General features: G+C 69.1%; 14 protein-coding genes and 1 riboswitch. Of the genes, 9 read left to right on the forward strand and 5 right to left on the reverse strand.

The features are described from left to right. Positions 1–15: 15 nt before the first annotated feature. Positions 16–663: a nitroreductase family protein gene (locus tag WG924_RS21520; RefSeq protein ID WP_345935116.1), complete on the forward strand. Its 648-nt coding sequence runs from the start codon at positions 16–18 to the stop codon at positions 661–663. 17 nt (positions 664–680) lie between these two features. Here the strand turns inward: WG924_RS21520 and WG924_RS21525 are convergent, their stop codons facing one another. Next, a complete protein-coding gene (locus tag WG924_RS21525; protein WP_345935117.1) occupies positions 681–1,277 on the reverse strand; it encodes a D-glycero-alpha-D-manno-heptose-1,7-bisphosphate 7-phosphatase in 597 nt (198 codons plus the stop codon). A gap of 146 nt (positions 1,278–1,423) precedes the next feature. After that, a riboswitch (FMN riboswitch) is annotated at positions 1,424–1,596 on the forward strand. Between the two features lie 196 nt (positions 1,597–1,792). Here WG924_RS21525 and WG924_RS21530 point away from each other — a divergent pair. Next, a complete protein-coding gene (locus tag WG924_RS21530; protein ID WP_345935241.1) occupies positions 1,793–2,281 on the forward strand; it encodes a 6,7-dimethyl-8-ribityllumazine synthase in 489 nt (162 codons plus the stop codon). A gap of 93 nt (positions 2,282–2,374) precedes the next feature. After that, positions 2,375–2,791 carry a hypothetical protein gene (locus WG924_RS21535; protein WP_345935118.1) on the forward strand — a complete coding sequence of 139 codons (417 nt, stop codon included), beginning with the start codon at positions 2,375–2,377 and terminating at the stop codon, positions 2,789–2,791. Between the two features lie 9 nt (positions 2,792–2,800). On the opposite strand, the gene WG924_RS21540 is transcribed toward WG924_RS21535, so the two are convergent. Next, on the reverse strand, positions 2,801–4,111 hold the full coding sequence (locus WG924_RS21540; RefSeq protein ID WP_345935119.1) for an MFS transporter: 1,311 nt from the start codon (positions 4,109–4,111) through the stop codon (positions 2,801–2,803). 30 nt (positions 4,112–4,141) lie between these two features. On the opposite strand from WG924_RS21540, the gene WG924_RS21545 reads away from it, so the two are divergent. The 4 genes from WG924_RS21545 (at position 4,142) to WG924_RS21560 (ending at position 7,742) form a co-directional block, all read left to right on the forward strand. Further along, positions 4,142–4,327 (forward strand): hypothetical protein, encoded by a 186-nt coding sequence (locus tag WG924_RS21545; RefSeq protein ID WP_345935120.1) that lies wholly within the window; start codon positions 4,142–4,144, stop codon positions 4,325–4,327. A gap of 39 nt (positions 4,328–4,366) precedes the next feature. Beyond that, a complete protein-coding gene (gene panC, locus WG924_RS21550; RefSeq protein ID WP_345935121.1) occupies positions 4,367–5,332 on the forward strand; it encodes a pantoate--beta-alanine ligase in 966 nt (321 codons plus the stop codon). 283 nt (positions 5,333–5,615) lie between these two features. Next, positions 5,616–6,959 (forward strand): hypothetical protein, encoded by a 1,344-nt coding sequence (locus tag WG924_RS21555; protein ID WP_345935122.1) that lies wholly within the window; start codon positions 5,616–5,618, stop codon positions 6,957–6,959. An 81-nt stretch (positions 6,960–7,040) separates the two neighbouring features. After that, entirely contained in the window at positions 7,041–7,742 is a 702-nt protein-coding gene (locus tag WG924_RS21560; protein WP_345935123.1) for an extensin-like domain-containing protein, read from the forward strand. 19 nt (positions 7,743–7,761) lie between these two features. On the opposite strand, the gene WG924_RS21565 is transcribed toward WG924_RS21560, so the two are convergent. Beyond that, positions 7,762–8,313 carry a MarR family winged helix-turn-helix transcriptional regulator gene (locus WG924_RS21565; RefSeq protein WP_345935124.1) on the reverse strand — a complete coding sequence of 184 codons (552 nt, stop codon included), beginning with the start codon at positions 8,311–8,313 and terminating at the stop codon, positions 7,762–7,764. 225 nt (positions 8,314–8,538) lie between these two features. Here WG924_RS21565 and WG924_RS21570 point away from each other — a divergent pair, with 225 nt between their 5' ends. Together WG924_RS21570 and WG924_RS21575 are read left to right on the forward strand one after the other, a co-directional pair. Beyond that, positions 8,539–9,768, forward strand: coding sequence for an ABC transporter substrate-binding protein (locus WG924_RS21570; RefSeq protein ID WP_345935126.1), 1,230 nt, complete (start codon positions 8,539–8,541; stop codon positions 9,766–9,768). Positions 9,769–9,860: 92 nt separating this feature from the next. Further along, entirely contained in the window at positions 9,861–11,432 is a 1,572-nt protein-coding gene (locus WG924_RS21575) for an AMP-binding protein (RefSeq protein WP_345935127.1), read from the forward strand. Positions 11,433–11,525: 93 nt separating this feature from the next. On the opposite strand, the gene WG924_RS21580 is transcribed toward WG924_RS21575, so the two are convergent. Both WG924_RS21580 and WG924_RS21585 read right to left on the reverse strand, forming a co-directional pair. After that, entirely contained in the window at positions 11,526–11,891 is a 366-nt protein-coding gene (locus WG924_RS21580) for a hypothetical protein (RefSeq protein WP_345935128.1), read from the reverse strand. A gap of 107 nt (positions 11,892–11,998) precedes the next feature. Beyond that, the gene (locus WG924_RS21585) at positions 11,999–12,907 is read right to left on the reverse strand and encodes an EipB family protein (RefSeq protein ID WP_345935129.1); all 909 of its coding nucleotides are present in this window, start codon (positions 12,905–12,907) and stop codon (positions 11,999–12,001) included. Between the last annotated feature and the right edge of the window lie 170 nt (positions 12,908–13,077).

The following is a 13,077-nucleotide window of genomic DNA, read 5'->3' on the forward strand; positions in this document are numbered from 1 at the left end:
ATGAGAGACGATGGCATGACTGACGATCTGATGGCCTATGGCCGCCCGCCGGCCGAGTGGGCGCCGGACCTGGCCGATACCAAGCGCGCCACGGCGGAGCCGGCGATCATGCCGCTGCTGGCCGGGCGCTGGAGCCCGCGCGCCTTCGCCGATATCGATCTGACGCTCGACGACCTGGCGCCGCTGTTCGAGGCCGCGCGCTGGGCGCCATCGGCCAATAACATGCAGCCCTGGCAGTTCGTGGCCGCCACCCGCGCCGAAGACCCCGCCGGCTTCAAACGGCTGGCCGACTGCCTGCTGCCGGGCAATCAGCGCTGGGCGCCCGATGCACCGGCGCTGGTGCTGGCTGCGGCCAAGACCACCCGCCCCCGCGATGGCCAGCCCAACCCCCTGGCGCTGTACGACCTGGGACAATCGGTGGCGATGATGACCATTCAGGCATTGTCGGCCGGGCTGTGGCTGCACCAGATGGCCGGCTTCAATGCCGAGGTCGCCATCGGCACGCTGGGCCTGCCCGCCGATGTGCAGCCGGCGGCGATGATCGCCATCGGCCCGATCGGCGACCCGGCGGATCTGGCGGAAGACCTGCGGGGCCGCGAAATCTCGGCACGTGAACGCAATCCGCGGTCGAGCTTCGTGCACCGGGGCCGTTTCAGCGGCTGACCGGCCACCGGTCCCGCTCAGCCTGCCGGCGACGGCTGGAGCCGGGCCAGAGCCAGCCGTACCGCCTGATCCAGATCAGGGGCCGCCAGATCGGGGGCCGGATGGCAGGCGGCGGCGGCGGTGGTATCGCCGATCAGCACAGCCATCGCCCCAACCGCCCGCGCAAGCCCGATATCGGACGGCTTGTCGCCGAACAGGATGGCCCGGCCTGGATCGAAGCCCAGGCGCGCCGCCGCACGGGTGACCATGCCGGCCAGCGGCTTGCGGCAGTCGCAGCCGTCATCGGGGCCATGGGGACAGATTTCGATCGCGTCGATGGTGATGCCATGGGCGGCCAGCATCGCCCGCATCCGCTGGTGGATCGCCGCCAGCGCATCGGGCCGGATCAGGCCGCGGGCGATGCCAGACTGGTTGGTGACGACCACCAGACCGAAGCCCGCATCGACCAGCCGTCGCAACCCCGCCACTGCCCCCGGCAGCAGTTCGAACCGGTCCGGATCGGCCAGATAGCCGGTGTCGAGATTGATCGTGCCGTCGCGATCCAGCAGGGCGACACGGCGCGGCGCGGCTTCGAGGCCACCGGATGGCGGCGGGGTGTCGGCAGAATGCGGCATGGGGTTCCGGTCCGATGTCTGGATGACGATGGTGGCGCGCGGGTGGCAGTCGACAAGCATGGCCGGGCGCGGGTATGGTGAGCGCGTCCGGCCGTCGGTTTCGGGTGGTCCCGCGATGCGGGCCTGCCCGGCACCATCGTCGGATAACACGTTCTCGGGGCGGGGTGGAAATCCCCACCGGCGGTATGTGGTCCCGGCGATCGGGAACCGCGAGCCCGCGAGCGCCCGGACGGCTGCGGCGACGCCAGCCCGTCCGGGGTCAGCAGATCCGGTGCGATGCCGGAGCCGACGGTCATAGTCCGGATGGAAGAGAACGGGCAAGGCGCACCCCCGCATCCGGGACTGCGTGGACCGTGGCGCATGGCGCCGGGGTCTGCGCCGCCACCATCATGCATGGGTGCATCCCCCGTCGCGCCCTGATTCTGGCAAACCGGTATCCTGGATTGATGAGGACCGCCATGAATCAGAGTTCCCGCCCGGGCGTTATGCCCGGTACCATCGCGCCTTCGGGCGTTATGCCCGGTACCATCACGCAGCCGCGCATCGCCGTGCTGCGCGCCCGCTGGCACGCCGATCTGGTCGATCGTGCCGCCCTGAGCTTCACCGCCCGCATGGCCGAGCTTGGCATCGACAAGGACCGGATCGACCTGATCGACCTGCCCGGCGCCTTCGAAATCCCGCTGGAAGCACAGCGTCTGGCCAACGCCGGCCGCCACGCCGCCGTGGTCGCCATAGCGCTGGTTGTGGATGGCGGCATCTATCGTCACGATTTCGTGGCCGCCACCGTGGTTCAGGCGCTGATGCGGGTGCAGCTCGACACCGGCATGCCAGTGTTCTCGGTGGTGCTGACCCCCCACCATTTCCACGAACACGACACCCATCAGAGCTTCTTCGCCGAACATCTGGTCACCAAGGGCCGCGAGGCCGCCGATGCCTGCATGGCGACACCGGCCGCGCGCGCGCGGCTGTCGGCGCCCGCCCCCACAATGGCCGACATTGCCTGACAGATCATGTAAAACGGCTGCCGGTTGCCAGGGCAACCGGCAGCCGCCCATCATCGGACACCCCATATCGTTTGGTCGGAAAGCCACCACGTGATGATCAACCAGACCATGGTTCGGCCGGCCGTGCGGGCCGTGGCCATCCTCGTATTCGCCGGCGCGGCCGTGCTGGCGGGCACCGGGCAGGGCGTCGCGGCGGCGCCGCCGGTATGCTGGGTGGATGTCGACCGCACCAACGCGCTCGCCACCCGCGCCGCCGCCCAGGATGGCGATTTCGCCGCCGCCGTGCGCAAGCTGCTGACACGGACCTGCAAGGCCGGCGACAGTGTGCGCGGCTATGTGCCCTATGCGGCCAACGCCCCGGCCGGGGCCGCCAAGGCCGATCGCAGCCTGAACGCCTATCCCGACTGGACGGCCACCGGCAACATCGCCGCCGCGGCCTGCGACACGGCTGCCAGCATCGCCTTCACCCCCAATGTGCCCGGTTTCGTCTGCCGTTATGCCGGCGATTGACGCCCGGCGTCACGGCGCCGCCGGATGTGGGGTCGCCGGTGCCGGAGGCCGGCCGAACAGGCCGCGCCAGCCGGTGAGCATGGCCGCGATCAGCGCCACCAGCGCCACGCCGAAGGGCAGCATTTCGCCCGCCGGATAAAGCCCGCCGATGGCCGAGCCCAGGGCATAGCCGCCGGTCTGGGCTGAATTCAGCAAGCCTGCCCGCGCGCCACGATTGCGCGGATCGGCGGTGATCTTTGCAAACAGCGCCGCCACGATCACCGCCATGGCCGAGCCGGTGAGCACCGCCGAGGCCAGGAATGCCCCCCAGCCGGCCCCCCACCAGCCGATCGCGATCGAAACCGGCATCAGCACCAGCGCGACGCGCCACGCCGTGGCGGTGGCGGCCGGCCGGCCCGACAATCGCGGCAGCAGCCGGGTCTGCACCACCAGCATCGCCACCGCCGCCACCGCCATGGTGATCGCCACCAGTCGCGACGCGGTGTCGGCCGCCATGTCCAGCCGGGCCATGGCATGCAGGCCGAAGATGAACTGCATCAGCCCCATGGCGAAGGAACCGACGCCGGCGACCACGAACGGCGCCAGCCGGATGCGCCGGGCCGTGAAGCCCCGCGCCGGCACGGGCGCCGGTGGTGGCGGCGCGGTATTGGCGGCGTGCGATGCCTGCCCCGCCGCCGCCGCGGCACCGCCCAGGCCCACGGCCACGGTGACCGCCGCCGCGGCGCCGATGCCGGCCAGCCCCCACAGCGGCGCCACCGGCCCGATCAGCAGCAGGCCCAGAGCCAGCGCCGGCCCGCCAAGCCGGCCGGCGCTGAGGCCGGCGGCCAGGGCCCCCGCCGCCGCCAGCCGGCGATCGGGGCCGGCCAGATCGGCGGCCCAAGCCTGCCCCACCGGATAGATCGCCGATCCCGCCAGGCCGAACATCAGCCGCGAGACCACCATCACCGCGATAGCGGTGTCGTGATCGATCATGCCCCGCGCCAGCAGATCCGCGGCGGCGGCGAAGACTGCATGCCCTGCCGAGGCACCGGCTAGCCCGATCATCAGCACCGGCCTGCGCCCCAGCCGGTCGCTGACCCGGCCCCAGAGCGGCGCCCCCACCAGGAACGGCGCCACGCCCAGCGCCACCAGCAGGCCCAGCGTGCCGGCATCGAGCCCGGTCGCCGCGATCAGCGCCGGGATCACCGAGACCTGGATCGCCTGACCAGCGCCGATCACCGCCAGAGCCGCCGCCAGAAGCCACAGCGCGCGGCGCGGCACGCCCGCCGGATGAGAGGTGGGGGGATGAGAGGTGGGGGGTGTGCCGGATGATGCGGACATAGGGCAGCGCCTTCGGGCAAGGGGCTGATGATGAACGAGCGGACGCGCATCGGCGGATTGCCGATGGCTCTATCTTTTTCGAACATTGACCGCCAATACAAGAAACCCTTGGTTACGATCGCCTATGTGGTGACGATTCCGCCATTGCTGGTTTCCCGGGGTGACATTTCCATCATGGTGGATTTTTTGCTGTCACCGCATCGCGGGAGCGGCTAGCGTGCATCGCAGCATGCACCGACCGTGAGGTTCCCCCCGATGTCACCCCCCCCGATCGATGTTGTCCACGATCGCGCCGATCTGCGCGGCCATGTCGCCCGCTGGCGACGGCGCGACGAGCGGATCGCTCTGGTGCCCACCATGGGTGCGCTGCATGACGGGCACCTGTCGCTGGTGGATCTGGCGCGCCGGGCCGCCGACCGGGTGGTGGTGAGCATCTTCGTCAACCCCACCCAGTTCGGACCGGGGGAGGATTTCGAGCGCTATCCGCGCGACGAGGCCGGCGACATCGCCAAACTGGCCCAGGCCGGTACCGATCTGGTGTGGATGCCGCGTGTGACCGACATGTACCGTCCCGACGCCGCGACCACCGTGCATGTCGCCGGCCTGACCGACGGCTTGTGCGGCCCGTTGCGGCCGGGCCACTTCGATGGCGTCGCCACCGTGGTGGCCAAGCTGCTGATCGGCTGCGCGCCGGATGTGGCGGTGTTCGGCGAGAAGGACTGGCAGCAATTGCAGGTTATCCGCCGGATGGCGGTCGATCTGGACCTGCCGGTCACGATCATCGGCGCGCCGACCAGCCGCGAGGCTTCAGGTCTGGCGCGGTCATCGCGCAATGTCTATCTGAGTGCCGCCGAACGCCCGGCCGCCGAGGCGTTGAACCAGGTTCTGGCCGACGTGGCCGGCCGCCTGACCGCCGCCGACATCGATGATGCCGCCGCCGTTCCGGCCACCATCGCCGCCGGCATTGCCCGGCTTCAGGCGCTGGGGCATCGTCCGGTCGAGTATCTGCGCCTGGTGGACGCGGAGACGCTGGCGCCGTTGCGCCTGCCCCCCCAGGCCGGCCGGCCGGCGCGGCTGCTGGTGGCGACCCGCCTGGGGACGACCCGGCTGATCGACAATATCGCGGTCGCGCGCGAGACGGCGCGCGCGGACGTGGGAAGAGGCCCTGACGGCAGAATGCAGGGGGGGGCCGACAGCCCGGCCGATCACACCATTTCGTAACATTCGCCGCAGATTGTATATATCTTTCCTGTTCAAAGTTCGCCGCCGATGGCGCTACACTCGTTCTGAAACACGCGCTGCAGATGCACCATATAAAAAGCACCGTCGTTCACGACGAGAAAGTGTCAGCATGCCAATTCAGGGCCTGGCGGAACTTGCCCGTAAATTAAGGCTGAGAATCACGTCATCGGCCGAAACCGATGACCAGGCGGCGGAGACTTCGCCCGCAACTGCCACGGCCGCTGACACACCATCTGTTAACCATGATGCCGCGGCCGATGTCTTGACCCGTGAACTGGCGGCTCTGGTCGCGCGCGGCGGCCGCACCATGGCGGCCCGGGTGCTGCGCCTGGATCTGACACCGATCCGCCAGCGGCTGGGCGATGATTGGCCGGCGCGGGCAGATCGCATCCGCCTGGCCACCGAAACCACCCTGCGCCGGTTCATGGGCGACGGCGCCCTGGTGGCGCCCTATGGCCCCGATGCCTTTCTGGTGGTGGCGGCGCGACTGACGCCCGATGCGGCCGCGCTGGCGCTGCGGCAGGCGGCGGCCGATCTGACCCGCTTCGTGTTCGGCAGCGATGCCGAAGACCCGGTGGCGCAGATCGACCGGCTGTCGGGCAGCGGTCCCAAGGGCATTCTGTTCGAACGGATCGATCATGAGTCCATACCCGAGCCATCGACGACCGTCGCCGCCGGCCGGCAGCGTGCAATCACGGCCGGCCGGCCGGCACCGAAGCGCCGGCATGTCGGCGTGGGCCCGGCGCCCGAAGCCGCACCACCACCCATCCCGCCCGCCGCGCCGGACCATGACAGGTTGCCGGCGTTCGACACCTTCGACATGCCCGACCTGCCGGATATCCGCCCGGTGGTCCGCTATCTGCCGATCGCGACCCTGAAGACCATGACCATCGCCGCCGGCGCGGTGATGCTGGAGCACAAGGATCTGCTTGGCACCCAGCGCAATTATCAATTGCTGGGCCGCGCCCCCGAACCGGGCCTGCTGGCCGAATTCGACCGCCGGGTGCTGGACCGCGCCGCCCGCGATCTGGCGCTGCGCCTGCATCACGGGGTGATGTCGCTGGTGGTGTCGTCGGTGCATTTCGACGCATTGGCCAGTGGCAACCGCCGCGCTCAGTACATCGCCCATCTGCACCGCCTGCCCGCCGCGGTGCGCCGGGGGCTGATGATCAACCTGGTGGCATGCCCGGGAGATGTCTCACCGGCGCTGCTGGCCGAGATCATGGCCGGTCTCAAATCCGGCGTGCGCGGCGTGGTGGTTCACCTGCCTGTCGGGCCTGCCGCCAGCGCCACGGGCGGTGTCGCCACGGGCGTCAACCTCAAGCCCTATGTCGACAGCGGCGCCATGGGTTTGTGCCATCCGCTCGACGGTCGCATGCCCGAAGCGCCGCTGGTGGCGCTGGCCACACGGATCCAGCGGGCACGACTGTCGCTGATGCTGACCGCGCTGCGCGACCCCGAACAACTCGACATGGCCCGGCGCCTGAACGCACAGACGGTGACCGGTCGGATCATCGGCCGCGGCGACCCTGAACCGCCCGTCGTGGGCGCGCCGGTCACGCCTGACCGTCTCCCGGCCGAAGCTCCTCAGTCGGCCGGCACCTGATCAGCCGGCACCTGATCGGCCGGACGGCCGGATCGAGCCGGCGGCCTTGGGTTCGGCGCGGCGATCCCCATCTGAACGGTCATGCCAGTGTTTCGTCTGATCCTGATCGCGCTCGTCGCCGCCATCAGTGGCGCCGCAGCGGCCATATATGCCGGGCTGATCACCATTCCACCACGCTATGACCCGTTCGCTGCGCCGGCGATCGCCGATCCGCCCAACCTGCTGACCGGGTGGAAGCTCGGCCGGTTGAAGGATGATCCGGCCCAGTGCCTGGCCGTGCTCGATACCAGCCCGCTCGCCACCAGCCCGGTGCCCGACCGGCGGACCGGCGACAGTTGCGGGTTCGAGAACGCCGTCCGGGTCGGGAACGGCGGCGACATCCGCTTCTCGTCGGGCTTCACCGCCTCATGCCCGCTGATGGTGGCGTGGTCGATATTTGCGCGCCACCGCCTGCAACCGGCGGCGGACCGGCATTTCGGGTCGCCCGTCGCCCGCATCCGCCACCTTGGCACCTATGCCTGCCGGCCGGTGCGCGGCGGCACCACGCCCAGCCAGCACGCCACCGCCAATGCCATCGACATCGCCGGTTTCATTCTGGCCGACGGCACCACGATCTCGGTCGCCCGCGACTGGTCGGGCGACGACCCGGCCAAGGCGGCCTTTCTGCGCGATGTCCGCGATGGCGCCTGCGACCTGTTCCGCGGCGTGCTGAGCCCGGACTACAACGCCGCCCATCACGATCATTTTCATCTCGACATGGGGCGCTGGGGGATCTGCCGGTGACCGGCCCATCTGCCGGCGATCACGTCTGAGTCTCGCCCCCGCCCGTCGCGGTCCCCAGCCGGTCCAGGATCACCCGGTCATCGGCGCTGATCAGCGCCATCATCATCGCCGCGAATCCAGCCTGCGCGCCGGCGCCGGCGGCAGCGATGGCGGCATCGATGATCACCGCCTGACGGGCGAAGACATCTCGTTCCAGTCTGGCGCCGGCCTCGGTCACATACAGCCGGCGGCGGCGGCGGTCGCCACGGTCGGTTTCCTGGCGCAGATAGCCTTCGTCCAGCATCCGGTTCAACACCCGCGCCACCCCCTGGGCCGTGATGTCCAGAATGTCCAGCATCTCACCCACCGTGACACCCGGCAGGCGGGCCGCGAAATACAGCACCCGGTAATGCGCCCGGCCAAGCCCCAGATCGCGCAGATAGGCATTGGCATCGCCGGTCAGTCCGCGATGGGCCAGGAAGAACAACTGGGCCACGCGATGGGCCGCAGCCTGATTGTCCACCGGATCGCCAGCCGATCCGGCCATGCGGGCATCGTGGTGACCGGTCGGCAGGCGTGGTGGCTGTGACATCGGATCTCCGGCTGAAGACAGGGGCGGTGGTCGCCGGGCGGGCCGCAAGAAGACGTCACATGATCCTGCGGTGTCAGATGCCGGCTGGTCAAGCGCCGATCGGTGCCAGCCAAATAGCACAATATCATTGTGTTACACACAGAGGATGGTAATCTCGCTGTTCGGAACACCGTCCTCGATCATGCGGCAGCCAAGACCGCGCCATTCCACGGGAGACCCCTGAAGATGACCGCCATCGGCACACCAATCCGCCGCCTGCTCTCGGCGGCCCTGCTCGCCGGCACCGCCAGCCTCGCCATGACCGGCGGCGCGCTGGCCGGCGCCGACGGCGCCGTCAAGATCGGCATTCTGAACGATCGCTCCGGCCCCTATTCCGACGCCGCCGGCCAGGGCTCCGTGGTCGCGGCCGAGATGGCTGTCGAGGATTTCGGCGGCAAGGCGCTGGGCAAGCCGGTCGAGATCGTGTCGGCCGACCATCAGAACAAGGCCGATATCGGCTCGTCGACGACCAACCGCTGGCTGGATGTCGAGGGCGTCGACGCGATCTTCGACGTGCCCAATTCCGGCATTCTGCTGGCCCTGCAGGAAATCGTCCGCGAAAAGGATGGCATTCTGGTCTCGTCGGGCGGCGGCGTCTCGACCTTCAGTGGCAAGGCCTGCTCGCCCTATGGCTTCCAGTGGACCTATGACACCTATTCGGTCGCCAACGCGCTGGGCCGGGCCACGGTCGCCCAGGGCGGCGACAACTGGTATCTGATCCAGGTCGATTATGCTTTCGGCGAGGCCCTGGCCAATGATCTGACCAAGGCGATCACGGAAGCCGGCGGCAAGATCGCGGGCTCGGTCAAGCACCCGCTGAACACGCCGGATTTCTCGTCCTACCTGCTGCAGGCGCAGGGCTCGGGCGCCAATACGGTGGCGCTGATCAATGCCGGCGGCGACACGGTCAACGCACTGAAGCAGGCCAAGGAATTCGGTCTGGCCGAATCGGGCCAGAAGATGGTGGCGATGCTGTTCTTCAACACCGACGTGCTGGCGATCGGCGCCGATACGCTGGTGGGCCTGAACGCGATCAACGGCTATGAGGCCAGCCTGAACGCCGAGACCCAGGCCTTCGGCGAGCGCTTCGCCAAGGCCCATGGCACCTGGCCGACCTCGCTGCAGATCGGCGTGTATTCGGCGGTGAACCACTATCTGAAGGCGGTCGATGCCGCCGGCACCGATGCCCGCGACGCGGTGGCCGCAAAGATGCGCGAACTGCCGGTTCAGGACATCTTCGTCAAGGACGGCAAGGTTCGCGCCGACGGGCTGATGATCCACGACATGCTGCTGACCGAGGTGAAGCCCGCATCCGAGGCCAAGGCGCGCGGCGACGTGTTCAAGGTGGTCAGCGCCATCCCCGGTGATCAGGCCTTCCGGCCGCTGGATCAGGGCGGTTGCCCGCTGGTGAAGTGACCGGAGCGTCATAACGCCGGCACTGCGACAAGACCGGCATTGCGACAAGAAAAGGCCCCGAGACAGACAACCGGGAAGGAAGCGCCGCCCCCATGCGCGTTATCGATTTTTTCGACCGGGGGGCGGCCATCGCTCCCGACCGCGAGGCCCTGGTCTCAGCGGAACACCGCCTGACCTATCGCGAGGTCCGGCGCCTGACCCTGCGCATCGCCGCAAGCCTTGCGGCGCGTGCCGGCGGCAACCCCGACGCCGTCGGCACGGTCGCGGTGTGGAGCCCGAACCATGCCATGGCATTCGCCTGTCTGCTGGGCGGATTGCGTGCCGGCGGCATCTGGGCCCCGATCAACGCCCGCGGCCATGCCGACGACAACATCGATTTCCTGGCCACGGCAGATTGCCGGCGGCTGTTCATCCATTCCAGCTTCGCGCAGCATCTGCCCGCCATCCGCGCCGGCGTGCCGACGCTTCAGGATGTCGTGTGCATCGACCAGCGCCTCGATGGCGTGCCGTCGCTGGACGACGTGCTGGCCGGTGCCGTCGATGCCGAGGCCCGCGCCCCCGATCTGCGCCCCGACCCGCAGCGCATCGCCGCCTATTTCCCGACCGGCGGCACCACCGGCCGGTCGAAAGCCGTGACACTGACCGAACAGGTCTGGTCGGCGCTGGTGGCCATCACCCATGCGGCGATGCCGCCGGTCGAGCATCCGGTCTATCTGGTCGCGGCACCGATGACCCATGCAGCCGGCGCCATGGCACTGCCGATGCTGGCCGCCGGCGCCAAGGTGGTGATCATCGATCGCGCCGAGCCGCTTGAGGTGATGCAGGCGATCGACCGGGAAAAGGTCACCGACCTGTTCCTGCCGCCGACGGTGATCTATGGCATGCTGGGCCATCCGCGCCTGCGCGATTTCGACTACAGCTCGCTGAAGCACTTTATCTATGCGGCATCGCCCATGGCCCCCGACAAGCTGGCCGAGGCGATCCGGGTGTTCGGCCCGGTGATGGCCCAGACCTATGGCCAGGCCGAGGCGCCGATGCTGTGCACCTTCCTGTCACCGGCCGATCACGCGGCCGCGGCCGCCGACCCGGCCCTGGCCCACAGGCTGGCCTCGTGCGGCCGCCCCACCCTGCTGGCGCGGGTGGCGATCATGGATGATAACGGCCGGCTGCTGCCGCCGGGCGACCGCGGCGAAATCGTGGTGCGCGGCGATCTGGTCATGGCCGGCTATCACAAGAACCCCGCCGCGACCGAAGAGGTCAGCAGCCATGGCTGGCACCATACCGGCGACATCGGCTGGATGGACGACGACGGCTATGTCTATATCGTCGACCGCAAGAAGGACATGATCATCACCGGCGGCTTCAACGTCTATTCGGCCGAGGTGGAGAATGTGATCCAAGGCCATGCGGCCGTGCAGAATTGCGTGGTCATCGGCGTGCCCGATCCGAAATGGGGCGAGGCGGTGACCGCGGTGGTCGAGCCGGTCCCCGGCGCCACCGTCACCGAAGACGAACTGATCGCGCTGTGCCGCAGCCGGCTGGGGCCGGTCAAGACGCCCAAATCGGTGCTGTTCGAAGACCATCTGCCGCGCAGCCCGGTGGGCAAGATCCTGAAGCGCGCGGTCCGCGACCGGTTCTGGGCCGGCCGCGACCGGCTGGTTTGAGACGGCCCATGCTGCCGTGACCGGGTCCGCCTCCACGGCAGCACCATCGACACCACAAGCAATCGGCACCACACGCCCGGCCGTGGTGGGCGGTCAACCCCGGGCCGGGGCGTCCGGATCGCCGTCGACGGCGCGTTCGCCGGCCGGCAGGGCGGAAATGCTGGCACCATCGAGCCGCGCGCCGCACAGCGGACAGTCCATCAGCGCCAGGGCCTGTTCGATATGGTCCGGCGTGGCGCCCTGGGCGACCATCTCGGCCCGCACCTCAGCCCGGAAGGCCAGATGCCGGCGCTGTTCCGCCAGCACGCCATCCAGCACCGCGCCGGCGGCCCCGGATGCGGGTTCAACCGTGAAGGCCGCGGCCGGACGGGCACCGGCGAGCAGCGCCACCGCGCCGGCGCCACCGGCAATGCCGGTCAGAAAGCGCCGGCGGCCGGTGTCATGCCGCCTGGCACTCATGCCACAGCGCCTTTTGCGGGCGGTTCCTCGTGGATGACCGCGTCGACGCGGTCGGCACTGATCTGTCCGGTCATCTTGACAATCTCGACATCCGATAGAAGAGCCGCTCACTTACAGGCGCCGGTCTCAGCACGGGATTCGATGGAGGTCAGGCGTGCCGAGATTGAGAAACCACCATAGTCGATGTCGAAGCGACGCACGATCCCATTTGGCTGCATCTGATAGATCAGCTCATAGACCGGTGTCTCCGCCGTGTCGCCGGCATCGAAGAAGGCGAGCCGCATCGGATACACCGTTTCGCTGCGCAATGCGCCGATATCGGCATCTGAAGCCGCACCCTCCGGCCAGTCCAGATCCCCGGCGATCGGCCGCGCCTTGCCGATATGGGCGCTGACATAAGACAGGCTGTCGGTGCCGGACCCGGTCAGCACCATGTCGCGCACGAAGGGCTGGCCCGCGGCGGCGGCGGCCAGCAGTTTCTCGGTATGGGCCGTGGGCAGCAGCGCGCCGGCTGGCACCGTCTCGGTCAGACCGGGCGGGTTGGCGAACCGCAGCCGCGCCGGCTTGTCGACGGCCGCACGATCCAGATTGGCGATGGCGAGTTCGATGGTGTCGCCATTCTCGCGCTCTTCATACCGGAACCGGAAATGGCGGCCGTCGTCATCCTCTTCGGCATCGAACAGAATGTCCGACACCACCGGCTCGCCCTCGACAAAATCGATTTCCATCCGGCTCGCCTGCAACACCGACCAGCCCTTGCACATCCGGTCGAAGATCACCGTCATGTCGCCGGTCACGGCGGCAATACCGCTGTCGCCGGTGGCATCGGCAAGTGTCATCGCATAATGCGCGCGGTGCGGCACGGACCGGGGCGCCGGCTCGGCCAGCGCCGGAATGGCCAGCGCCGGAATGGCCACCAGTGCTGCCACCGCCATGGCCATAGCACCCCCGGTCAGCCGGATCAGCGGCATGGGCCGGGCGGAAACGGCAGCGGCGGTACAGGCATGGCGGGTCATGGGCAAGGGCTCCGGGGGGCGCGATGGCGCGGGGACGGAAAATGACACGGGGATCGCGCGGGCAGCGCAAAGAGGGCTGACATGGCGATCCCTGAGCCGTGCCGTCAACAAGCGGTGCTGCGGCGGGCGAGTGTGCCATGCGCCATCGGGGCTTCCAAGCCCCGCGCGGG

Source organism: Tistrella arctica, assembly GCF_039630945.1.
GTDB classification, from domain to species: Bacteria; Pseudomonadota; Alphaproteobacteria; order Tistrellales; family Tistrellaceae; genus Tistrella; species Tistrella bauzanensis.